This is a genomic window from Sphingopyxis sp. (assembly GCF_036675685.1).
Lineage (GTDB): Bacteria > Pseudomonadota > Alphaproteobacteria > Sphingomonadales > Sphingomonadaceae > Sphingopyxis.
Window position 1 is genome coordinate 62054 of sequence record NZ_JAKFEM010000004.1, and the last position, 21828, is coordinate 83881.

Genomic DNA, 21828 nt, shown 5'->3' on the forward strand with positions numbered 1-21828 from the left:
TCATTCAGGAAACCACCTATGGCCGCACATTCGGAAGGTCCGATCACCATCCACCCCGTCAAAACCAAGGCCGACAAGCGCGAATTTGTCGAGCTGGCCTTTCGCCTCAACCGCGGCGATCCGGCGTGGGTGCCGCCGCTGAAGGGCGAGGTTTACAATCTGCTCACCCCCGGCAAGAATCCATGGTTCGAGCATGGCAAGGCGCAGCTGTTTCTCGCGCGCCGGAACGGCCGCACCGTCGGGCGCATCTCGGCGCATATCGACGATCTCGCGCTCGCCCAGCCGGTCGAACAGGGAATGGGGCCGGGAACGGGCAATTGGGGGCTGCTCGAGGCCGAAGATGAGGAAACCACCCGCGCGCTGCTCGCCGCCGCCGAGGATTGGCTGCGCGGCCAGGGCATGCACCGCTCGCTCGGCCCGCTGTCGATTTCGGTCTGGGACGAACCCGGGCTGCTGATCGAGGGATTCGACAACCGGCCGACGGTGATGATGGGGCACAACAGCCCACTCTATCGCGCCTGGGTCGAGGGCACCGGCTATCGCCCGATCAAACAGCTGATCAATTATGACGTTTATGTCGCCGAGGGTTTCTCGCCGCTGGTCGAGCGCATCGTCGCGGCGGGCGAGAAGAATGCGCGCATTCGCGTGCGCAAGGTCGACAAACGCAAATTCGACGCCGAGGCCGCGCTCATCATGGGGCTGCTGAACGACGCATGGTCCGACAATTGGGGTTTTGTCCCGCTGACCGACAGCGAGATCGCCTTTGTCGGCAAGAAGCTGAAAACCCTCGTCTTCGAGGATCTGGTCCGCGTCGCCGAGCTCGACGGCGAGCCGGTCGCGTTCATCATCGTACTGCCGAATATCAACGAGCTGCTGATCGACATGGACGGGTCGCTGCTCCCCTTCAATTGGGCGCGGCTGCTCTGGTGGCTGCGCAAGCCGAAAAGCCGCACGCTGCGCGTTCCGCTGATGGGGGTCGCCAAGAAGCTGCAGAACAGCCGCATGGCGAGCCAGCTCGCCTTCATGATGATCGAGTTCATCCGCCGCGACGCGGTGCGCGACTATGGCACCGAGCGCGGCGATATCGGCTGGGTGCTCGACGACAACCAGGGAATGAACGCCGTCGCCGACGCGATCGATGCAAAGGTCAACCGCGTCTATCAAATCTATGACAAGCCGCTGAGCTAGGAAGCCACCCCGATGCTCAAGGTCATCGCCCAGGACTTCATCAAGCCCGACGCCGTCGAAATCGTCCTGCCGCTCTATCGCGAACTGGTCGAGAAGACCCGGCAGGAGCCGCTGTGCATCGCCTATGACCTGTTCGAAGATCGGAAGGATCCGGGCCATTTCATCTTTATCGAGGAATGGCCCGACCGGGCGGCGCTCGATACCCACTGCCAGACCGAGCATTTCACGCGGTTGGTGCCGCTGATCAACGCGCATCAGCGGCAGGACGCGACTGTCATTCTGATGGATGCGGTCGCCGGCACCACGGCCATTGCGCCCCTGACGAGCCGCTGAACCGAGACAAAACACAGGCGCGCGGGATCCGCTGGGACAGCTTTGCGACAAATCGCCCGCATCGTGCGTTCCAGTCTGGAAAGGTATGGACATGGCGACACAATATCTTGCCGCCAACCGCTTCGGCCTCGGACGCCGCTATGACGACCCTGCGATTTCCGATGTGCAAGGCTGGCTGACGCGCCAACTCGGCGAATATGACCCCGCCCCCGCGGCCATCGCGGCGCTGGCCGGGCGCGGCGCGATTGCCGCTGCCTATGTCGAATATCAGGAAGATCGGCGGGCGATGCGCGCCGAAGCCGCGGCGATGAGCGACGAAGAGAAAGGCATGACGCCCGAGCTGCGACGGCTGTCGCGGTCGGCGATCCGGCGTCACTATGTCGATGCGACAGCAGCGCGCCTGTCCGCCGCGGTCGCGACGCAAACGCCTTTTCCCGAGCGGCTGGTCCATTTCTGGGCCAATCATTTCGCAGTGTCGGCCGACAAGCAGACGGTCATCGGCTTTGCCGGAAATCACGAATTCGAGGCGATCCGCCCGCATATCATGGGCAAATTCGCCGACCTGCTGATCGCCGCGGTGCGCCATCCGGCGATGCTGCTCTATCTCGACCAGGCGCAAAGTTTCGGACCCGACAGCGTCTTTGCGACGCGCGTTCGGGGTCGCGGCAACCGGCAAGCTCCCGGGCTCAACGAGAATTTGGCACGCGAAATATTGGAGCTGCACACATTGGGCGTCCGCACCGGCTATACGCAGACCGATGTGACGTCCTTTGCCAAGGCGCTCACCGGGCTGACCGTCGCCGGCCTCGGGCGCGGCGCCGGCCAGCGGCTGATGCCCGCCGACGCGCAGCCCGGCGAGACATTGTTCATCGACCGGCTGCACGAACCCGGCGCGCAGACGATTCTTGGCAAACGCTATAACGAGATGGGCGCGAAGCAGGCCGAAACGGTGCTGCGCGACCTTGCGGCCCATCCGGCCACCGCGCGCCATGTCGCGACAAAGCTCGCGCGGCATTTCACCGCCGACGATCCGCCCGCAGCGCTGGTCGACCGGCTCGCGGCCGATTTCCTCAAGACCGGGGGCGATCTGCCGTCGCTCTATCGCACCCTGATCGCCTCGCCCGAACCGTGGGCGGCTCGGCCCGCGATGTTCAAATCGCCGTGGGACTGGACGGTATCGATGCTGCGCGCGCTGAAGGCGCCAGCGTTCGGCGAAAGGCAGAATATCGCCGCGATGTTTACCCAGCTCGGCCAGCCGATATGGCGCCCCGGATCGCCCGCGGGCTATGACGACAAGGTCGCGACCTGGGCCGGGTCGGCGGCGCTGATGCAGCGCGTCGAGCTCGCAAGCCGCGTCGCGGGACGGATCGGCGACCGCGTCGATGCGCGCCAGCTCGCGCCGTTGGTGCTCGCCGATGCGTTGACGCCCGAAACCGGACAGGCGATTGCGCGCGCCGACAGCCCGGGCCAAGGTCTTGCGATGCTGTTTGCCAGCCCAGCCTTTCTGCGGAGATAATCGATGATCCTCTCACGCCGCTCTGTCATTCTCTCAAGCCTCGGCGTCGCCGCGGCCGGCGCGATACCGAATTTCGCTTACGCCGCCGCCACGACGCCCAAGCGGCTTGTCTTCATCATCCAGCGCGGCGCCGCCGACGGGCTTGCCATCGTCGCCCCGACCGGCGATCCCGCGTTCGCGTCGGCGCGCCGCGCGCTCGCCGACGAAACCGCGGGCGGGACCAAACTCGACGGAATGTTCACCCTGCATCCGGCGCTGGCGGCGACAGGCGGGCTTTACGCGGGCAGGCAGGCCCATTTCGCGCACGCCGTCGCCACCGCCTATCGCGACCGGTCGCATTTCGACGGGCAGAATATGCTCGAGGGCGGCGGGTCGCGACCCTATGGACGCGACGATGGCTGGGTCGGACGGCTGCTCACCTTGCTCCCCCCGGCCGAGCGGGACGCGCTCGCGATCGCCCCCGCGGTGCCGCTCGCGCTGCGCGGAACGCTGCAGGTCGGGACCTACGCGCCGAGCCGCCTGCCGCAAGCCGACAGCGACCTGATCGCACGGCTGTCGGGACTTTATGCCGACGACCCGTTGCTCCACCCGCTGTGGGACAGCGCGGTCAAGACGCAGGAATTGGCGGGCGACATCGGCGGCAACAACGGCCGCAACGGCGCCGATCTTGGCAAGCTCGCCGCATCGCTGATGCTGCCCGCCGACGGCGCGCGCGTGATGATGGTCGAAACCGGCGGCTGGGACACGCACAGCGGCCAGCGTGGACGCATCGCGGCGCAGCTGCGCGGACTCGACCAGCTCGTCGGCGCGCTTCAAACCGGGCTTGGCCCCGTATGGACCGACACGTTGGTCATCGTCGCAACCGAATTCGGCCGCACGGTCGAGGTCAATGGCACCGGCGGCACCGATCATGGCACAGCATCGACCGCGATGTTGCTCGGCGGCGGGCTGGCGCAGGGCGGCATGGTATCGGCCGACTGGCCGGGGCTCGCAACCGCGGCACGCTTCGACGGCCGCGACCTGAGGCCCACGCGCAGCCTCGAAAGCGTGATCGCCGGCGCGGTCGCGCATCACTATGCGCTCGATCCAAAACAGGTGATGACGACACTCTATCCCGACGCCTGACTCCCTCGCCATGCCCCGGCGATGCGTGTAGACCCGGGACGAGACAGGTGGGCGGGGGCAATCTATGTGCCGGGCAATGATGTATCTGGGCGAGCCGGTGCAGCTCGACGACCTGTTGTTCAGACCCGACAGCAGCCTGGTCAATCAGGCCTATATGCCCAAGATGCTGCACATGCTGAACCTCGCGGGGTTCGGCATGATGGCGTGGGACCGGACGAGTTTCCTGCCCGAACAGCCGCATCGATACCGTTCGCCTTCGCTGCCGGTCTTTGACGGCAACCTCAAATCGCTCGCGGTCAAGACGCGCGCCGAATGCGTGATCGCGCATGTCCGCGGCGTCGCCTATTCGACGAGCGTCAAGGTCAGCGAACAGAATACACACCCCTTTCATTTCCCGGGCGCGGCGGTCGCAATGGCGCACAACGGCGATATTTATCGCATCGGCGAGATGAAGGGCACGCTGATGGGCGACATCGATCCCGTGCTGCTCGCCGAAATTGCGGGATCGACCGACAGCGAATGGGTCTATGCGCTGCTCCTGTCGCAGCTTCCCGACTGGCGCGCCGAGCCGAGCCGCGACGCGTTGATCGCCGCGGTCCAGCGTACGGTCGACCTGATCGAGCGCGCGCGGCGGCATCACGGCATCGCCATCTCGTCGAGCTGCAACCTGTTCATCACGACGGGGCGGCAGATATTGGGGCTGCGCCATTGCTTCGATTTCGGCCATTACCGCACCGGATCGCCCGATCAGGTGCACGAGGCGAACATGAATTTCCTGTCGATGTGGTTCACCACCGGACGCGACTATGGCCTCCACGACGGCGAGTGGCAGATGGTCGGCGGCGAAGAGGAGCCACGCGCCGTCATCATCGCGTCGGAGCCGCTGTCGTCGAACAGCGCGACTTGGATGCCGGTGCCCGAATATGCGATGGTCCACGCCGAAATGGACGGCGACCGGCCGAAATTCCGCGTGGTGCCGCTGGCGCGTTAGGCTGCGACCGCGTGCCCGCGGCGCATCGCGAGGATGCGCGCCTCGACCTGGCCGAGCGCATCGAGCGCGGTGACGAGATCCGCATTGGCCGATGCGCCCAATTCGCGTGAGAGACCGTCGCCTGCCCCCAGCATCGCGGTGAATGCCCCGCGGTCGAAGGCAAGCAAGGTCGCCTGCTCGCTTGTCCTGAGCAGCCGGTCGTGCGGTACATCGAGCAATTGCGGCGCCAGGCCGACGAGTTGGCCCGGCCCGGTGATCGTCAGCTGATAGACGCCGCCCTGGTGCGGCAAGGCGCTACGCACCGCGCCGCGCACGACGAGCCAGGCGGTGTCGGCGCGCGCCCCGACGACGGCGAGGTCGGTGTCACTCGCCATATCGACGCGTTCGCCGCTGTTCCAGAACGTCATTCGCTGCGCCGCGCTCATCTGCGCGCAGCAGGACAGCGTCGCGAGGAACGCTTCGGCGGCGAAATCACCCTCGATCACCGGCGCCAGTCCGCGCCGTGGGCGCGGCGTGAAGGCGGCGGGCTGTTCGCCGAGCAGCGCGGCAATATCGCGCGTCTTCGCCAGCACGCGCGCCGCGACGAGCTGGCCGAGCGCAGCCTGCAAGTGCATCGAGGCGGGGCGAAGCTGCGACAGCGCGGCGCGGAATTGTTCGGCGGGAAGATACCAGGTCGAAACCGGACCGCGCGCGATGCCCATCGCCGAGCGTTTGAGATCGCGGCCGACCAGCGCCATATCGCCGATCACGTCGCCAGCGCCCGTTTTCGCGATGAGCGCAAGCCCGCCGCCGGGCAGCCGCTTGCCAATATCGACGCGGCCCTTGTCGATCAGGAACAGCCCGTCGGGTTGCGCGTTCTGGATCAGGATCGCCTCGCCGTCGGCGAAATGGCGCGGCGTGAAGGCGGCGGCAAGCTCGGCCTGCTCAGCCGTACCTAGCTGCGCAAAGAGCGGCACGTCCGCCAGACGACTGGCGGACAGCGCGATCAAGCCAGCACCGCCCAGGTCGGGGCGTGGTCGCTCGCTTTTTCGCGGCCGCGATGGTCCTTGTCGACCCCGGCGTCGACCAGCCGGTCGGCGAGCGCGGGGCTCAAGAGCAGATGGTCGATACGGAAACCATGGTCGCGTTGCCAGCCGCCCGCCTGATAATCCCAAAAGGTCCAGACATGGCCGCCCGGATGGCGGCTGCGGATCGCGTCGGTCCAGCCGTCGCCGAGTATCCGGAACCAGGCGTCGCGCGATTCGGGCTGCATCAGCGCGTCGGTCGACATCGCGCGCGGGTCCCACACATCGTCGTCGTGCGGGATGACGTTGTAATCGCCGGTCAGGATCGTCGGGATTTCGGACGCGAGCAGCGTTTTTGCGCGCTCGCGCAGCCGCGCCATCCAGCGCAGCTTGTAATCGAATTTCGGCCCCGGCTGTGGGTTGCCGTTGGGAAGATAGATCGACGCGACGCGCACACCGTGGACGTCGGCCTCCAGATAGCGCGATTGTTCGTCCTCGGCCTCACCCGCCAGCCCGCGCTGGGTTTCGACCGGCTGCGTGCCCCTGGCGAGGATCGCGACGCCGTTGAAGCCCTTTTGCCCATGATAGAGAAAGCCGTAACCCGCCGCCTCGATCTCCTTCGTCGGCATGGTTTCGTCGCTCGATTTCAGCTCCTGCAGGCAGGCGATATCGGGCTGCGTTTCCTCGAGCCATTCGACGAGGCGCGGCAGGCGGGCCTTGATCCCGTTGATATTGAAGGTCGCGATTTTCATGCCGCACCTATGGCAGCAAGGAAGGCGCTTAGAAAGGCGTCAGATCGAGAAGCTGGAGCCGCAGCCGCAGCCCGAGGCCGCGTTGGGATTTTCGACCTTGAACGACGATCCGCCCAAGGAATCGACGAAATCGACGATGCAGCCGCGCACCAGGTCGATGCTCACGGGATCGACGACCAGCTTTACCCCGTCGGTTTCGGTGACGATGTCGTCGGCGTCGATTTCTTCGGCCAGGCCAAAGCGATAGGTGAAGCCCGAACAGCCGCCGCCATCAACCGCGAGGCGCAGCGCGGGCTCGGTCCCACCCTTGCGGTTGGCGATCCAGCGGACGCGCGCCGCGGCGGCGGGTGACAGGGTGATATCGGAAAGCTGCGTGGCCATGACCGTTAGATAGGCGCTTTATACCAAATGAAAAGGGCGCCGCGACGGTATCCCCGCCTGGCGCCCCTCCTCTCCGACCCAGGAAAGCTTGTTATTCGGGACCGCCCATCGCGACATTTTTGCCGGTGATTGCTGCGATCGCCATTTGGTCCGAACGAACGAAGGGCATCGGATTGACCGGCGCGCCTTCGATACGGACTTCATAATGGAGGTGGTTGCCGGTCGAACGGCCGGTCGAACCGACATAGCCGAGGATCTGGCCCTTCTTCACCGACTGGCCGGGGGTCACGATGTACGAAGACATGTGACCGTAGCGCGTCTGGATCGCGTTGCCATGTTCGACTTCGACATAATTGCCATAGCCGCCGAGGCGCTGGGCGCGGCCGACGATGCCGTCGGCGGTCGCATAAATGGCGGTGCCGCGCGGCGCCGGAATGTCGATGCCGTTGTGGCGCGCGACCTTGCCGGTGACCGGGTGGACGCGCATGCCGTAGGAGGACGAAAGCGACATCTGGTCGATCGGGCGGCGCGAGGGCACCGCAACGCCGATCGAGGCGGTCAGACCGGTGTCGAGGCGCTTCCACGCCTGGAAAATCGCACGGGCTTCGCTGTCTTCGCTGGCCGACGGAACGCCGGCGGTGAAGCTGTCGTCATCGGGTTCGTCGGGAACGGTAATACCAGCATCAGCGCTGGTTTCGGCAGCGTGGACGGCCGGCGTGGCCGTTGCGAAACATGCTGCCGCGCAGAGGAGTGCGACTTGGTGCAACTTCTGCGCCAGAAGAGTGTTAATCAAAGCGACGACCCCGCATTTGCCATGTCGCCAAAGTCACAAAAGGGCCTTGGCGCCGGTGTTTCTTGGTTTGGATGATTGCTCATCCCCCGCGGAAGCCTGTGTGCTGCCCCAATCCTTACGAAGCAATAACCGCGTAGAATTCTTGCGTTAAACCGGCGTCGTGGCGCGCCGAGTCGTTGAACGGAGGCTTCAAACTGCCCCGGAACCGCGATTTTACTAGGGCGTGCCACGTTTCGACGGCGTTGAATCCCCGTTCGTCGCACATCCAGCCGAACCACACTGTGCCCGCGGTCACATGGCGGATCTCGTCGGTATAGATTCGCGCCAGAATCCGCGCCGAAACCTCGTCACCGACGCCGAGAAACCGGTCGATCGTCGCGGGCGTGACGTCGAGACCGCGCGCTTCGAGCACCATCGGCACGATCGCGAGCCGCGCGAGCGCGTCGTCGGCGGTCGCCTCGGCCGCTTCCCACAATCCGGCATGCGCCGGGAGCGCGCCATAATGGCTGTCAAGACTGCGCAGGCGCCGGTCGAGCAAGGCGAAGTGCATCGCCTCGTCGGCGGCGACGCCGATCCAGTCGTCGACGAAGCTCCTCGGAAATTCGCCGCCGAAGCGGCCGATCAAGTCGACCGCGAGGTCGATCGCGACGAACTCGATATGCGCGAGCGCATGGAGCAATGCGATCCGTCCGCGTTCGGATCCGCCCTTGCCGCGCTTGGGCATCTGGTTCGGCGCGAGCAGTTCGGGCGCCGCGGGCCACGCCGGCCGGTCGGGCATCGCAACATCGCAGCGATGCTCGAGCTTCCCCTGCCGCCAGGCGCGCGCAAGGCTGCGCGCCGCGCGCCGCTTGTCGTGCGGGTCCGGGGTCAACAGGACCCCGCGCGCGGCTTCACCAAGGCTGGTCACGTCGTCGGTCTCACAGGGCTTTCGCCGCCTCCAGCACCGCTTCGGCATGCCCCTTCACGCGCACCTTGCGCCACTCCTTCGCGAGCTTGCCGTCGGCGCCGAACAGGAAGGTCGATCGTTCGATGCCCATATAGGTGCGGCCGTAATTCTGCTTTTCGACCCAGGTGCCAAAGGCTTCGCACACCGCACCGTCCTCGTCGGACGCGAGGCGGACCGTCAGCCCATATTTGTCGCGGAACTTGCAGAGTTTCGCCGGCGCGTCGCGCGATACCGCGAGGACCTGAGCGTGCAGATGCGCGAATTCGGGCGCCAGGCGCGTGAAATCCTGCGCTTCGACCGTACAGCCCGGCGTGTCGGCCTTCGGATAGAAATAGACGACGAGCGGCGCGCCCTTCATCGCGGCGAGATCGATCGCCGCGCCGTCGGCGTCCCGAAGTTTGACCGCGGGAATGGTATCTCCGATTTGCGGGCCGCTCATTTTCCTGTCTCCTGCTGTGGCGGTGCGGCGGGACGAATCGATGCCCACCAGTTTGCAATCTCCTGCCGCGCCGCATCATGCGCGGCAAGCAGCTGCGGCCAGCCGGGCTCGCCGCACTGGCTCGCCACCAGCTGCCGCGCGGCGGTGGTCGGCGGCTCGCCCTCGGGCGCAGTCAGCCGCAGCATCACGAGCATCCGCGCGAGCAGGCCGTGCGCTTCGACCACCTCCGTCGGCACGAGCCCCGCCGCCCTCATGCAGCCAAGCGCCGCCGAGATATTCGGATCGTGGCACTCGCCGCTGGCAAGCTGGGTCACCTGCATCGCAAATTCGAGGTCGACGAGCCCGCCGGGCCCGCCCTTGATGTCGAGCACGCCCTTGGCGGGTTTGTGCGCGGCGATCTTGTCGCGCATTTCGGCGGCGTCGGCGGCGAGTTTCGCGGGATCGCGCGGGATTGCAAGCAAATCGGCGACGATCCGCTCGACCTCGCCGCACGCCTTGTCCGAACCATAGACCGGCCGCGCGCGGAGCAGCGCCATATGCTCCCACGTCCACGCCTCCTCGCGTTGATAGCGTTCGAAGCTGTCGAGCGTGACGACGAGCGGGCCCTGCGCCCCCTGCGGCCGCAGCCTTGTATCGACATCGTAAAGCTTGCCCGCCGCGGTCGGCACCGACATCGCGCCCGTCACGCGCTGCGCAAGGCGGTTGTAGTAGGTCGTCGCGCCGAGCGGGCGCGGGCCGTCGGATTCGGCGAGATGGTCGCCGGTGAACAGATAGATGAGGTCGAGGTCCGACGCGTGCGTCAACGCCCGCCCGCCGAGCCGCCCCAGGGCGAGCACGACGAGCTCGCTATCGGCGATGCGCCCGTGCGCCGCGACAAATTCGGCGATCGTCGCATCGGCCAGCACGCCGAGCGCCGCCTCGGCGAGTTCGGAATAGCCGCACGCGATCGCGAGCGGGTCGGTCGCGCCTGCAACAAGCTGCACGCCATAGGCAAAGCGCCGCTCGCCGACATGGTCGCGCACCCGGTCGAGCAACCGTTCATAGTCAAGCGCCGCACGCCCGGGCGTCCATTCGGCGAGCAACTGCTCCTTGTTCGCGGGGGCGTCGAAAGCACGGCTGTCGATCAGCCCCTCGATCAGCTCGACCCGCGTGCCCAGCGCATCGGCGAGCGTCGGCGCGAGCGACAGGATGCGCGTCGCGATGCGTGCGAGCGCGGGCTGCGCGGCGAGCAGGTGGAAGAAGTTGATTGCGCTCGGCAGCCCCGCGACCAGCTTGTCGAAGCGCATCAGCGTCGCGTCGGGATCGGGCGCGGCGCCCAGCGCCTTGACGAGTTCGGGCAGCATCGTTTCGAGCGCGTCGAGCGCCGCGGGACTACGGAGGGCGCGCAGTTTGCCGCCGCGCCATGCGCCGATCGTGCGCAGCGCCGCGTCGGGCGGATCGAAACCCGCCGCCCTCAGCTGCGCCGCAAGCCCCTCCTCGTCGCGCGGCAGTCCGGTCGTCACCGCGCGCTCGGCGACGAGGCGGTCGTAACAGGCGCCAACGTCGGTCACGACGGGCTTGAGTGCCGCGAGCAACGCCGCTCCGTCGGCCTCGCCATCAAGCCGCGCGACGCAGTCAAGCGCCGCTTCCTGCGTCGGCAGGCTGTGCGTCTGCTGATCCTCGATCATCTGCAGCCGGTGCTCGATGCGGCGGAGCGTCGCATAATGGCCCGACAGCCGCGCGGCATCGTCCGGTTCGATCCGTCCGGCGTCGGCGAGCGCCGCGAGCGCGTCGACCGTCGCCGGGGCGCGCAGCGACGGGTCGCGCCCGCCATAGATCAGCTGATGAACCTGCGCGAAAAATTCGATCTCGCGGATGCCGCCGCGCCCGCGTTTCAGGTCGTACCCCGGGCCGAACGCTTGCCCCTGCGCAAAATGGTCGCGGATCCGGTCGCTCATCGCGCCGATTTCCTTGAGTTGGCGGAAATCGAGGCTGCGGCGCCAGATGAAGGGCTCGATCGCCGAGAGGAACCGATGACCTAATGCACGGTCGCCCGCCGATGCCCGCGAGCGGATGAACGCCGCCTGCTCCCACGCGAGCGCTTCGGATTCATAATAGGAGATGGCGGCGTTCACCGGCAGCACGATCGGCGTCACCTCGGGATGCGGGCGGAGGCGAAGGTCGACGCGCAGCACATGGCCGTCGCCGGTGCGCGCCGACAATATCTCGACCATCCGCCGCGCGATCCGCACTGCCGCCTCGTCGGGGTCGTCGCGCGATCGGCGCGGCAGCGTGTCGGGATCGAAGATCAGGATCGGGTCGATGTCCGACGAATAGTTGAGCTCGTAGCTGCCGAGCTTGCCGAGCGCGATCACCGCGAGCCCCTGAGGCTCCGCATCGGGCACGCGTTCGGCAAAGGCGGCGGCGAGCGCCGCGTCGCACGCCGCATCGGCAAAGTCCGAAAGCAGCCGCGTCGTGGTCGCCACATCATGCTCGCCCGACAGGTCGCCGAGCGCGAGCAGCAGCGCCATCCGCCCGCGCCATTGGCGGAGCGTCCGCATGATCTCATCATCGACCGCCGGCGCCGTCACCGCGGCCAGCGCCGCATCGGTGCCATCGCTCAGGAATCGCGCCACATCGTCGGGGTTCAGCACCGCGAGCCGCGCGAGGAAGGGCGCGTGGGCGGAGAGCCGGTCGAGCGCCGACTGGCGGCTGGAAGCGTCCGATTGTGTCATCGACCGTGGCTATCGCCCGCCGCTCACAAGGTCGCAACCCCTACCCGTCATTGCGAGAGTAGCGAAGCAATGACGATTTTTTGAGCCGGACCGACCTCAGGCCGGAACGGTGCTTTCGTCGAAGAACAGCACCTGCGAAATCGCCGCGCGCAGTGTCGCGGGCTGGTAGGGCTTGGTGAGCAGGAAGGCGGGCTCGGGCCGGTCGCCGGTGAGCAGCCGCTCGGGAAAGGCGGTGATGAAGATGACCGGCACCTTCACTTCGGTCAGGATTTCCTGCACCGCCTCGATCCCCGAGCTGTTATCGGCGAGCTGGATGTCGGCGAGCACGAGACCCGGCTGGTGCTTTTGTGCTTCGTCGACCGCCTCGCGGTGCGTCGTCGCGACCCCGACGACCTCATGACCCAGTTCGCGAACGATCATTTCGATGTCCATCGCGATGATCGGTTCATCCTCGATGATCAGGATGCGCGCACGCGTCTGGCGGTCGATTTCGTCGGTGGCATCGGCGATCAGCGCGCGCACCGCCTCGGCGTCGCGGCCGATGATGCGTCCCGTATCCTCGAAGCTGAATCCCTCGACCGCGGTCAAGAGCAGCGCCTGCCGCGCGAGCGACGGGATGCGACGCAGACGCGCGTCGGCGATGGCGATATCGCTCAGCTCGCCTTCGGCGGCGGCGGCGGCCTGCTCGGCCATCAGCCCGAAATTGTCATGGACCAACCGATAAAGCTGGATTCGAAGGTCGCCGCCGGTATCGACCGCGCCCGGGTTCGCGACCAGCGTTTCGAGCAGCCGCGCGACCAAGGCATCGCCGCTCTGCTGGCTCCCGGAAATGGACCGGCCATAGCGCCGCAGATAGGGAAGATGCGGTGCAACCGACTGACCCAATGACATATTTTACCTCCTGATAGCGGCGAAATCTGGGGCGAACCGTCCGGAAAAGGGACAAATCCGCCCCACCTCCCCGTCCACATCCGATATATTTCGACGTAAGGGAACGATTTAGCCGTAAAATAGTTTCATCGGGAAGAAACAAACGCGCCATTGCAGTTTGGTGTACGCGCGGTTAGCAAAAGGCCCCATGTCCAGCGGATGCCCCGATAATGCCGTCTAAAACCGGTTCGCCACGCGGCGAGACCTCCGGAAAAGACGCGGATAAAAAAACTTCCGCCAAGGGGCAGGACGTCAACGGCGCTCTGCGCCGCGCCTATGAATCGACGGTCGACGAGACGATTCCCCAATCCCTGCTCGATTTGCTGAGCAAACTCGACTGATTCAACGCCGGTAGCGCGCGTCGAAATCACTCTGGAAAGCGGCGAATCGGCCCGCGGCGATCGCGTCGCGCATTCCCTGCATCAACGCCTGATAAAAATGTAGATTATGCTGGGTCATCAACATCGCGCCGAGCATTTCGCCCGAGCGGACGAGGTGGTGCAGATAGGCGCGCGACCAGGTCGTGCAGACGGGGCAGCTGCATGCCGCATCGAGCGGCGTCTGGTCCTCGGCGAATTTCGCGTTGCGGATGTTGATCGGGCCGTCCCAGGTGAAAGCCTGGCCGTTGCGTCCCGACCGCGTCGGCAACACACAATCGAACATGTCGACCCCGCGCGCGACCGCGCCCACGAGATCGTCGGGCTTTCCCACCCCCATCAGGTAACGCGGCCGGTCGGCGGGCAGCTGGCCCGGCGCATAGTCGAGCACCCCGAACATCGCCGCCTGCCCCTCGCCGACCGCCAGCCCGCCGATCGCATAGCCGTCGAACCCGATGTCGGTCAGCGCCGCCGCCGAACGCGCGCGCAGCTTTTCGTCGAGCGAGCCCTGCTGGATTCCGAACAACGCCGACCGCGCTGCGTGCGCCTCGCCCGCGTCGAAACCCGCGCGGCTGCGTGCCGCCCAGCGCATCGAGCGTTCCATGCTCTGGGCCGCGCGCTTGGCGTCGACGCCGTTCGGCGGGCATTCGTCGAACGCCATGACAATATCGCTGCCGAGCAGGCGCTGGATTTCCATCGAGCGTTCGGGGGTCAGCATGTGGCGTGAGCCGTCGAGATGGCTCTTGAACGCGACCCCCTCCTCGCTCTGCTTGGTCAGCGCCGACAGGCTCATCACCTGGTAACCGCCGCTGTCGGTCAGGATCGGCCGGTCCCAGCCCATGAAATTATGAAGGCCGCCCAGCCGCGCCATGCGCTCGGCGGTCGGGCGCAGCATCAAATGATAGGTGTTGCCAAGGATGATGTCGGCGCCCGTCGCGCGGACTTCGGCAGGGCGCATCGCCTTCACCGTCGCCGCGGTGCCGACGGGCATGAAGGCGGGAGTACGGATCTCGCCGCGCTGCATCGCGATCGTACCGGTGCGCGCGGCGCCGTCGGTCGCGGCGATCGAAAAGGCGAATCTTGTCATCGCGCGCGCCTATGGCGGGGGAAAGGCGGAAAGTCGAGGTGTCAGGCAAGCCCCTCCCCTTCAGGGGAGGGGTTGGGGTGGGGGCCATCGGCCTTGCGCAAGGCCGATGGCCCCCACCCGCTGCGACTAGCGAACAAGTTCGCAAGTCTCGCTGCCCTCCCCTGAAGGGGAGGGCGTAATCCTACTATTCCTCCGCATCCTCGCTCGTGGGCTCGTCCGCCGCCGCCTTCGCCTTTTCCTTCGGCTTTTCCTTGTCGAAGATCGCCGCGAGTTCCTTTTTCTTCGCCTCCGACAGGCCTTCCTCGGCCGCGGGGAACATTTCTTCCTCCTCCTCGTCGATATGGTGGAGGTAGCGGTGCTTCATCGTGCGAAAACGCGTCAGCCAGCCGGTCGAGGCGAAATCCATCTCGTAAAGTTCGGTGAGCAGATCATCGATTTCCTTATGCTCGGCGACGCTGTGCTGTGCGTCGTCGCGCAGATCAGGCTTGCCGAGCATCGTCGCATAAAGCGACATTTCCTCCGATGCGGCATGCGCCGTCACCTCGACGCGGAACGTCTCGAACAGCTTTTCGCGATCAGGGCTGTCGCCGTGCGTGTCGTCGATCCGGTCCAGCAATTTGCGGTGGCGGTCGTGATCTGCTTTCAGTCGCGCAAAGATTTTGGTCTCGGCCATGCTCTTCTCCGTTCGGGAAAAGAACGGCTCGCGCGGTGGTCGGTTCCGGCTGTGGCCCTTAGGCCGCTTTCCAGTCGCTCGTCGTCGTGAACGACGGCAGCGCCAGTGCCGACGTCGTCGGCTGGGTCGCCGCGGCGATCAGATAGGGCGAAACGCGGTGGCGCGTGCACAATCCGCCATTGCCGTCGCTGACCATCGTCTGTTCGAATTCGATGCCCTGCTGATGTTTCATCGATCGCCGGACGGTCGTGGTGACAAGCTGCCCCTCGCCGAAATCGATGACGAAGCGAGTGCCGACCGGTACGTCCAATATGCCTTCGATAAAGGCGCCGGTCGTCGACAGATTGCGGATGACGACATTGTAGCGATGGTTGTCGTGGATCGCGCCGACCTTGCGGAATAGCGAGAAACGATCGTTGCGCTGGCGCGCTGGGCCGGCGGGCTTGATCGTCCACGATCCGGCCTCGGCATGTTCGAGCAGTTCGGCCTGCGGGACCGGTTTGCTGTACACATAGCCCTGGACATGGCTGACGTTCAGTTTGCGGATGAGGTCGAGCTGGTCGAGCGATTCGATGCCCTCGGCGGTCGTTTCCATCTCGAGCGCCTCGGCGAGCGCGACGATCGCGGCGATGATCGCGCCGTTGCGCGAGCCCGGCACGGTGGCGCCGCGCACGAAGCTCTGGTCGATCTTGATCTTGTCGAACGGCGCGGACTGCAAATAGCCGAGCGACGAATAGCCGGTGCCGAAATCGTCGAGCGCGAGGCGAACCCCCAGCCCCTTCAGCGCCGTGAACATCCGGCTCGTTTCGGCCGAATCGCCCAGGAAGACGCTTTCGGTGATTTCCAGTTCCAGCCGGTCGGGCGCGAGGCCGGTCGCGGCGAGCGCGTGGGCGACAATCTTCGGCAAATTCTCGTTCGCGAACTGGATCGGCGAGACGTTGACCGCGACGCGCATGTCACCCGGCCAGCGCGCCGCATCCTCGCACGCCTTGCGCAGCACCCATTCGCCGATCTTCCAGATCAGATTGGCTTCCTCGGCGATCGGAATGAACACGCTAGGCGAAATCAGACCGCGCTCGGGGTGCGTCCAGCGGATCAGCGCCTCGACCCCGGTTACCATGTTCGACTTGGAATTGACGACGGGCTGATAACCAAGCGCCATCTCGCCGCGCACCAGCGCGTCGCGCAAATCGTCTTCCAGCGCGCGCCGGTCTTCGGCCGCGGTATGCAGGTCGCTCGAATAGAAGCTGAACCGGCCGCGGCCGTTGCCCTTCGCCGCATAGAGCGCCAGGTCGGCGTTGCGGACGAGATCGTCACTGCTAAGGCCATCGAAGGGCGCGATCGCGACCCCGACCGACGCCCCGATGATGCAGCGGCTGCCTTCGACCGAATAGGGCTGCGACAGGCTGGCGATGATGTCGGCCGCCATGTCGCCCAGCTTGCCGCGGTCCTCGATATCGGGAAGCAGGATCTGGAATTCGTCGCCGCCCAGCCGGCTGACCATTTCCTTGTCGCCGACGATCTTGAGCAGCCGTTCGGCGACCTGCTTCAGCAGCGCATCGCCCGCCGGATGGCCGAGCGTGTCGTTGACCTGTTTGAAGCGGTCGAGGTCGAGCAGCATGATCGCGCACGATCGTTGCTGCTGCGAACAGGCCGCGAGCGTCGTGTCGAGCTTTTTCGAAATGTTGAGCCGGTTGGCGAGTCCGGTCAGTGAGTCATAGAGTGCGAGCCGCGACGCGTCTTCGGCCGAGCGGCGCTGCTCGGTGATGTCGGTGCCACTTCCGCGGTAACCGGTGAATTTTCCGTCGCTGTCGAACTGCGGCCGGCCCGAGATCGCCCACCAGCGACCGTCGCCCTCGAACGCGCTGCGCAGCGGCATGTCGTCGAACTTCGACTGCTTGGTGAGCAGGAAGGGCAAGGTGCGCTGGCGCTCGCCATGGCTGTCGACGGGCAGGAACAGGTCGGTGAAGGCCGTGCCGAGCAGATTGGCGGTCGTCCGACCCATGAGCCGCGCGACCGAATCGGTGACATAGGTGAGCCGCCCCTTGGCGTCGGCCGACCAGAACCAGCCCTGGCCGCTTTCCTCGTAATTCTGGAGCAGGAGCAGCGCTTCGCGGGTGTGCAGGATCACTGCGGCGTCACCGCGCTGTTTGCCGATACGCGAGCCGATCATGCCGAAAAAGCTGCGCTGGCCGTCTTCGACGTCATCATTCCCCTGGTCCCCGAAATCCATCCGCGATGGCACTTCCATCAATGCAAACTCTTGCTGATCCCCACCATTCGGCCGCTATGCTCGCAATGCCTTGAGATAATGTAAATAAAGGGGGACGGGGGGCATCACTGCATCGATCCGGCTCACCCCCGATCCCGCCTGGGCCGCCCGCGAACAATATTTTCCGGATGAACATTGTAACGTCCGGCGCTTTGCCGGGGCCGGGGCATCAACGGCCGACCCGGCGGTCGCAGCGACCGCACGCATTGCCGCATTTGCCGGCCTCGTAACATTTCCTTAACCCGACGTGCCCGACTAGCCATCGCAATGGCTATTCCCGCATATATCGACAAGGCGGCCCGGTCAGGCGGTAAGCTGCGCAGCCCGCGGCGAACGCTCCGGCTGCAATTGCACGGCGCGAAAGCAACCGGCGTCGAAGTCGAGGTGCTGGTGCACAATATTTCGGCGACCGGGCTCCTGCTCGAAAGCGAGATCGAACTGACGCAGGGCGACCGGATCGAAGTCAGCCTTCCGCACGCTGGCGCGACATGGGCCAAGGTCATCTGGTCCAGCACGCGCATCTATGGCTGCCAGTTCGATACGCCAATCTCGCCCGCCACGCTCAGCGCGGCCCAGTTGCGCAGCGTCGTGGGACCCGAGACTGGCACGATGACCGACGAACACGCGCCGCTCAGGGAGAGCTTTGGCGTCCGGCTACAGCGACTGCGATCGGCGAAGGGGTTGACCCAGGCAAAAATCGCGAAGCAGCTCAGCGTCAGCGAGCCCTCGATCTCGGCGTGGGAGCAGGACAAGGCGCGGCCCAAGGCGGGCCGGATGGAGGCTTTGTCGGTCCTTCTGGGCGTCGAATTGTCCGAATTGCTCGGAATCGATGAACCCGAAAGTCTCGGCGACGTGGTGGCCCGGGCCAAGGAGCAGATCGCCAAGGCCGCCGAAGTGAGCCCGGACAACGTCAAAATCATCATCGAAATCTAGCCGTGCGATCGGCTGTCAGGCGAGAGGCTCCTTTGCGCCGCTCGCCGGCAGCAGCAGACTCGCATCGCCATAGCTGTAGAAGCGATATTCCATTTCTATGGCGTGGGCGTATGCGGCCTGCATCGTCTCCAATCCCATCAGCGCGCTGACCAGCATGAACAAGGTCGAGCGCGGCAGGTGGAAATTCGTCATCAGCCCGTCGATCGCCTTGAAGCGATAGCCGGGGGTGATGAATATCGCGGTGTCGCCCGCAAAAGCCGTAATCGTGCCATCGTCCGCCGCCGCGCTTTCGAGCAGGCGCAGGCTGGTGGTGCCGACCGCGATGACCCGGCCGCCCGCCCCGCGCACCGCGTTCAGCCGCGCGGCGGTCTCCGCCTCGACCCGCCCCCATTCGGCGTGCATGACATGGTCTTCGGTGTCGTCGGCCTTCACGGGCAGGAAGGTTCCGGCGCCGACGTGCAACGTCAGCGTTTCGTTCGCGACCCCCGCCGCGGCCAGCGCTTCGAGAAGACCGGGCGTGAAGTGCAGCGCGGCGGTCGGCGCTGCGACCGCACCATCTTCGCGCGCGAACATCGTCTGGTAATCGGCGCGGTCGGCGGCGTCGGTGGCACGCTTGCCCGCGATATAGGGCGGCAGCGGCATCGTGCCCGCGCGTTCGAGCAATATCTCGACCGGCTCATAGCCGCCAAAGGCCAAGACGAAGCTGCCGTCGGCGAGCCGCTCCTCGGCCAGCGCCTCGACCCCCGAACCGAAATCAACCGTCTCGCCGACGCGCAGCCGCTTCGCGTTGCGGACGAACGCCTGCCAGCGGCGAAGGTCGATGCGCTTGTGCAGCGTCGCGCCGATCTTCGCGTCTCCCCGCCGTCCTTCGAGCTGCGCGGGGATGACGCGGGTGTCGTTGAAGACGAGACAGTCGCCGGGGCGCAGCCACGTCGGCAGGTCCGCGACCCCGGCGTCGGTAATCTTGCCGTCGTCGACAACGAGCATCCGCGCCGCGTCGCGCGGCCGCGCCGGACGCAATGCAATCCGTTCGTTGGGGAGATCGAAATCGAAGGCGTCGACGCGCATGGCGAGGGTCAGATCCTGGCGGGCGCGTCTCCGCGCTTACTGCTTGATCGGGGCGTTGAGCTGGTCGGCGGTGATTTCGGCGGCGCGCGGCGGCGCGGGGACCGCCTCGGTCAGCATCGAAGCCGGCGGGACCGGCTTGTTGTCGGCCGCGACCGATACCTGGACCATGCGCGACATTACCGCGGGCGGCTCACCCTTCTGGATCGCATCGACATATTGCATGCCCGACACGACGCGGCCGAAGGCGGTGTAGCGGCGGTCGAGCGCAAAACGCGGCTGGAGCATGATGAAGAACTGGCTGTTGGCGCTGTCCTCGCTCTCGGCGCGCGCCATCGACAACGTGCCGCGCAGGTGCGGGGTCACGTTGAATTCGGCCTTCAAATCGGGAAGCTGGGATCCGCCCTGCCCGGTCGCGGTCGGGTCGCCCGTCTGCGCCATGAAGCCGTCGATCACGCGGTGGAACTTGATCCCGTCGTAAAAGCCCGCGCGCGCGAGCTGCTTCAGCCGCTCGACATGGTTCGGCGCGACATTGGGATAGAGCTGGATCACGACCCGGCCACCCGTCGAAAGGTCGATATTGAGCATATATTCGGGTTTGCCCATATATTGGTCGGCGGCCATCGCCGGTATCACGGGGGGTTCCACCGCGGGCGTGCCGTCGGCCGCCGCGGGTGCGGTCGGTGTTTCGACCGGCGGCGTGGGCGGTGCCTCCACCGGCGGCGCGGGCTGGCTTTGGTCGGGTGCCGGCGAGGGCGCCGGCGGCGCTTCCTGCGCGACGGCCGAAGCCGCGAGACCGAACGCCATCGCCGCGAAAATCATGGGGCGGAAGGAAAATTTCATGCTGGATCGGCCTCTATAAAGAAATTGAACTCGCGCCCTGTTCGGCGCGCCCTAGCGGGAAAAAGCTGAACGCTCAATGATCGGGTGTCAGCGCTCGCCCTGAAGAAGGCCCCGCTCGGCGATGCGCGCCACCACCGCCTCGCGCACCGCGGGGGTGACGAATTTGCGGATGTCGCCGCCAAAGATCGCGATTTCCTTGACCAGTCGCGACGCGATCGGCTGGAGTCCAACGTCGGCCATCAGGAACACCGTTTCGATCCGGTCGTTCAACTGCTGGTTCATCCCCGCCATCTGATATTCATATTCGAAGTCGGCGACGGCGCGCAGGCCGCGCACGATCATGTTCGCCCCCTCGCGCTCGGCAAAGTCCATCAGCAGCGCATTGAAACCGACAACACGGATGTCGCCATCGATGGACGCAACCTCGGCCTTCACCATGTCGATACGCTCATCGTCATCGAACATCGGCGACTTCGTAATGTTGGTCGTCACGCCGATGACCAACCGGTCGACCAGCTTCGCGCCGCGGCGGATGATGTCCATATGCCCGAGCGTGATCGGGTCGAACGTCCCGGGATAGACCCCAATGCGCATCAACGGTCCCTTTCCACCACATAGCGTGCGATCGCGCGCAGCAGCGCCGCCTCTTCGCCAAAATTCGACAAATGCCCGATCGCCTGTTCGACCAGCGCGGTCGCCTGTTCGCGCGCGCGTTCGATCCCCATCAACGTGACGAAGGTCGCCTTGCCCGCGGCGTCGTCCTTGTGCAGCGCCTTGCCGGCGAGCACCTCGTCGCCCTCGACGTCCATGATGTCGTCGGCGATCTGGAACGCGAGACCGATGTCGCGCGAATAGGCGCGCAGCGGTGCGCGTCCCTCGGGCGGGATGCGCGCGAGGATCGCGCCCGCCTCGACCGAAAAGGCGATCAGCGCCCCGGTCTTGAGCTGTTGCAGCCGCGTCACGGTCGGCAGGTCGAAATTCGCGGTCTCGGCGGCAAGGTCCATCATCTGCCCGCCCGCCATGCCCGCGGGCCCCGCGGCACGCGCGAGTTCGCAGCACAGCTCGCCGCGCACGAACGGATCGGCGCTCGTCACCGGGTCGCACAGCCATTCGAAGGCGAGCGCGTGGAGCGAATCGCCCGCGAGCACCGCGGTCGCCTCGTCATAGGCCTTGTGCACCGTCGGCTTGCCGCGGCGCATGTCGTCATCGTCCATGCACGGCAAATCGTCGTGGATCAGCGAATAGACGTGCATTGCCTCAACCGCAGCCCCAACGCGCAGGCTCAGCGTCCGGTCGACATGGAACAGGTCGCCCGCGGCGCGGACGAGCAAGGGGCGGAGCCGCTTGCCGCCGGCGATCGCGGCGTGGCGCATCGCTTCGTAGAGCGGCCCGCGCGGATCGGCGGGAACGGGCAGCAACTGGTCGAACAGGCGGTCGATCCCCGCCATGACTTCGGCCTGGGTGCT

The 21828-nt window shown here is 66.0% G+C and carries 22 protein-coding genes; 7 read left to right on the top strand and 15 right to left on the bottom strand.

What is annotated here, in order from left to right; translation table 11 throughout:
- The first annotated feature begins 18 nt into the window (after positions 1-18).
- The 5 genes from V6M50_RS01450 (at position 19) to V6M50_RS01470 (ending at position 5153) form a co-directional block, all read left to right on the top strand.
- On the top strand, positions 19-1188 hold the full coding sequence (locus V6M50_RS01450; protein WP_332816753.1) for an N-acetyltransferase: 1170 nt from the start codon (positions 19-21) through the stop codon (positions 1186-1188).
- Positions 1189-1200: 12 nt separating this feature from the next.
- Positions 1201-1521 carry a putative quinol monooxygenase gene (locus V6M50_RS01455; RefSeq protein WP_332816754.1) on the top strand — a complete coding sequence of 107 codons (321 nt, stop codon included), beginning with the start codon at positions 1201-1203 and terminating at the stop codon, positions 1519-1521.
- 91 nt (positions 1522-1612) lie between these two features.
- Positions 1613-3037, top strand: coding sequence for a DUF1800 domain-containing protein (locus V6M50_RS01460; protein WP_332816755.1), 1425 nt, complete (start codon positions 1613-1615; stop codon positions 3035-3037).
- Between the two features lie 3 nt (positions 3038-3040).
- Positions 3041-4162, top strand: a complete 1122-nt coding sequence (locus V6M50_RS01465; protein ID WP_332816756.1) for a DUF1501 domain-containing protein — start codon at positions 3041-3043, stop codon at positions 4160-4162.
- Positions 4163-4226: 64 nt separating this feature from the next.
- Entirely contained in the window at positions 4227-5153 is a 927-nt protein-coding gene (locus V6M50_RS01470) for a class II glutamine amidotransferase (protein ID WP_332816757.1), read from the top strand.
- Here the strand turns inward: V6M50_RS01470 and V6M50_RS01475 are convergent.
- The 8 genes from V6M50_RS01475 to V6M50_RS01510 form a co-directional block, all read right to left on the bottom strand.
- Entirely contained in the window at positions 5150-6142 is a 993-nt protein-coding gene (locus V6M50_RS01475; protein ID WP_332816758.1) for a cyclic nucleotide-binding domain-containing protein, read from the bottom strand. The genes V6M50_RS01470 and V6M50_RS01475 overlap by 4 nt on opposite strands.
- The gene (gene xth / locus V6M50_RS01480; protein WP_332816759.1) at positions 6139-6909 is read right to left on the bottom strand and encodes an exodeoxyribonuclease III; all 771 of its coding nucleotides are present in this window, start codon (positions 6907-6909) and stop codon (positions 6139-6141) included. The genes V6M50_RS01475 and xth overlap by 4 nt, the downstream gene beginning before the upstream one ends.
- A 39-nt stretch (positions 6910-6948) precedes the next feature.
- Positions 6949-7290, bottom strand: a complete 342-nt coding sequence (gene erpA, locus V6M50_RS01485; protein ID WP_332816760.1) for an iron-sulfur cluster insertion protein ErpA — start codon at positions 7288-7290, stop codon at positions 6949-6951.
- Positions 7291-7381: 91 nt separating this feature from the next.
- Positions 7382-8083, bottom strand: coding sequence for a M23 family metallopeptidase (locus V6M50_RS01490; RefSeq protein WP_332816761.1), 702 nt, complete (start codon positions 8081-8083; stop codon positions 7382-7384).
- A 115-nt stretch (positions 8084-8198) separates the two neighbouring features.
- Entirely contained in the window at positions 8199-8990 is a 792-nt protein-coding gene (locus V6M50_RS01495; RefSeq protein ID WP_332816762.1) for a ferritin-like domain-containing protein, read from the bottom strand.
- A 10-nt stretch (positions 8991-9000) separates the two neighbouring features.
- On the bottom strand, positions 9001-9468 hold the full coding sequence (locus V6M50_RS01500) for a peroxiredoxin (protein WP_332816763.1): 468 nt from the start codon (positions 9466-9468) through the stop codon (positions 9001-9003).
- The gene (locus V6M50_RS01505) at positions 9465-12182 is read right to left on the bottom strand and encodes a bifunctional [glutamine synthetase] adenylyltransferase/[glutamine synthetase]-adenylyl-L-tyrosine phosphorylase (RefSeq protein ID WP_332816764.1); all 2718 of its coding nucleotides are present in this window, start codon (positions 12180-12182) and stop codon (positions 9465-9467) included. Before V6M50_RS01505 ends, V6M50_RS01500 begins: the two co-directional genes overlap by 4 nt.
- A gap of 96 nt (positions 12183-12278) precedes the next feature.
- Complete coding sequence (locus tag V6M50_RS01510; protein WP_332816765.1) at positions 12279-13073, bottom strand: response regulator; 795 nt, start codon at positions 13071-13073, stop codon at positions 12279-12281.
- Positions 13074-13282: 209 nt separating this feature from the next.
- Here V6M50_RS01510 and V6M50_RS01515 point away from each other — a divergent pair, with 209 nt between their 5' ends.
- On the top strand, positions 13283-13453 hold the full coding sequence (locus tag V6M50_RS01515) for a NepR family anti-sigma factor (RefSeq protein WP_332816766.1): 171 nt from the start codon (positions 13283-13285) through the stop codon (positions 13451-13453).
- 1 nt (position 13454) lies between these two features.
- Here the strand turns inward: V6M50_RS01515 and tgt are convergent, their stop codons facing one another.
- From tgt to V6M50_RS01530, 3 genes are all read right to left on the bottom strand, one after another.
- Entirely contained in the window at positions 13455-14576 is a 1122-nt protein-coding gene (gene tgt / locus V6M50_RS01520; protein WP_332816767.1) for a tRNA guanosine(34) transglycosylase Tgt, read from the bottom strand.
- A gap of 184 nt (positions 14577-14760) precedes the next feature.
- Positions 14761-15249, bottom strand: coding sequence for a hemerythrin domain-containing protein (locus V6M50_RS01525; protein ID WP_332816768.1), 489 nt, complete (start codon positions 15247-15249; stop codon positions 14761-14763).
- 58 nt (positions 15250-15307) lie between these two features.
- Entirely contained in the window at positions 15308-17482 is a 2175-nt protein-coding gene (locus V6M50_RS01530) for a putative bifunctional diguanylate cyclase/phosphodiesterase (RefSeq protein WP_332816769.1), read from the bottom strand.
- 306 nt (positions 17483-17788) lie between these two features.
- Between V6M50_RS01530 and V6M50_RS01535 the strand changes: the two genes are divergently transcribed.
- Positions 17789-18454 (top strand): helix-turn-helix domain-containing protein, encoded by a 666-nt coding sequence (locus V6M50_RS01535; RefSeq protein ID WP_332816770.1) that lies wholly within the window; start codon positions 17789-17791, stop codon positions 18452-18454.
- Between the two features lie 15 nt (positions 18455-18469).
- Here the strand turns inward: V6M50_RS01535 and queA are convergent, their stop codons facing one another.
- The 4 genes from queA to V6M50_RS01555 all read right to left on the bottom strand — a co-directional run bounded on the left by queA (position 18470) and on the right by V6M50_RS01555 (position 21810).
- Positions 18470-19522 carry a tRNA preQ1(34) S-adenosylmethionine ribosyltransferase-isomerase QueA gene (queA, locus tag V6M50_RS01540; protein WP_332816771.1) on the bottom strand — a complete coding sequence of 351 codons (1053 nt, stop codon included), beginning with the start codon at positions 19520-19522 and terminating at the stop codon, positions 18470-18472.
- 36 nt (positions 19523-19558) lie between these two features.
- Entirely contained in the window at positions 19559-20362 is an 804-nt protein-coding gene (locus tag V6M50_RS01545) for a peptidylprolyl isomerase (RefSeq protein WP_332816772.1), read from the bottom strand.
- An 87-nt stretch (positions 20363-20449) separates the two neighbouring features.
- Entirely contained in the window at positions 20450-20956 is a 507-nt protein-coding gene (gene coaD, locus V6M50_RS01550) for a pantetheine-phosphate adenylyltransferase (protein ID WP_332816773.1), read from the bottom strand.
- Positions 20956-21810, bottom strand: a complete 855-nt coding sequence (locus tag V6M50_RS01555) for a polyprenyl synthetase family protein (protein WP_443030467.1) — start codon at positions 21808-21810, stop codon at positions 20956-20958. Before V6M50_RS01555 ends, coaD begins: the two co-directional genes overlap by 1 nt.
- Between the last annotated feature and the right edge of the window lie 18 nt (positions 21811-21828).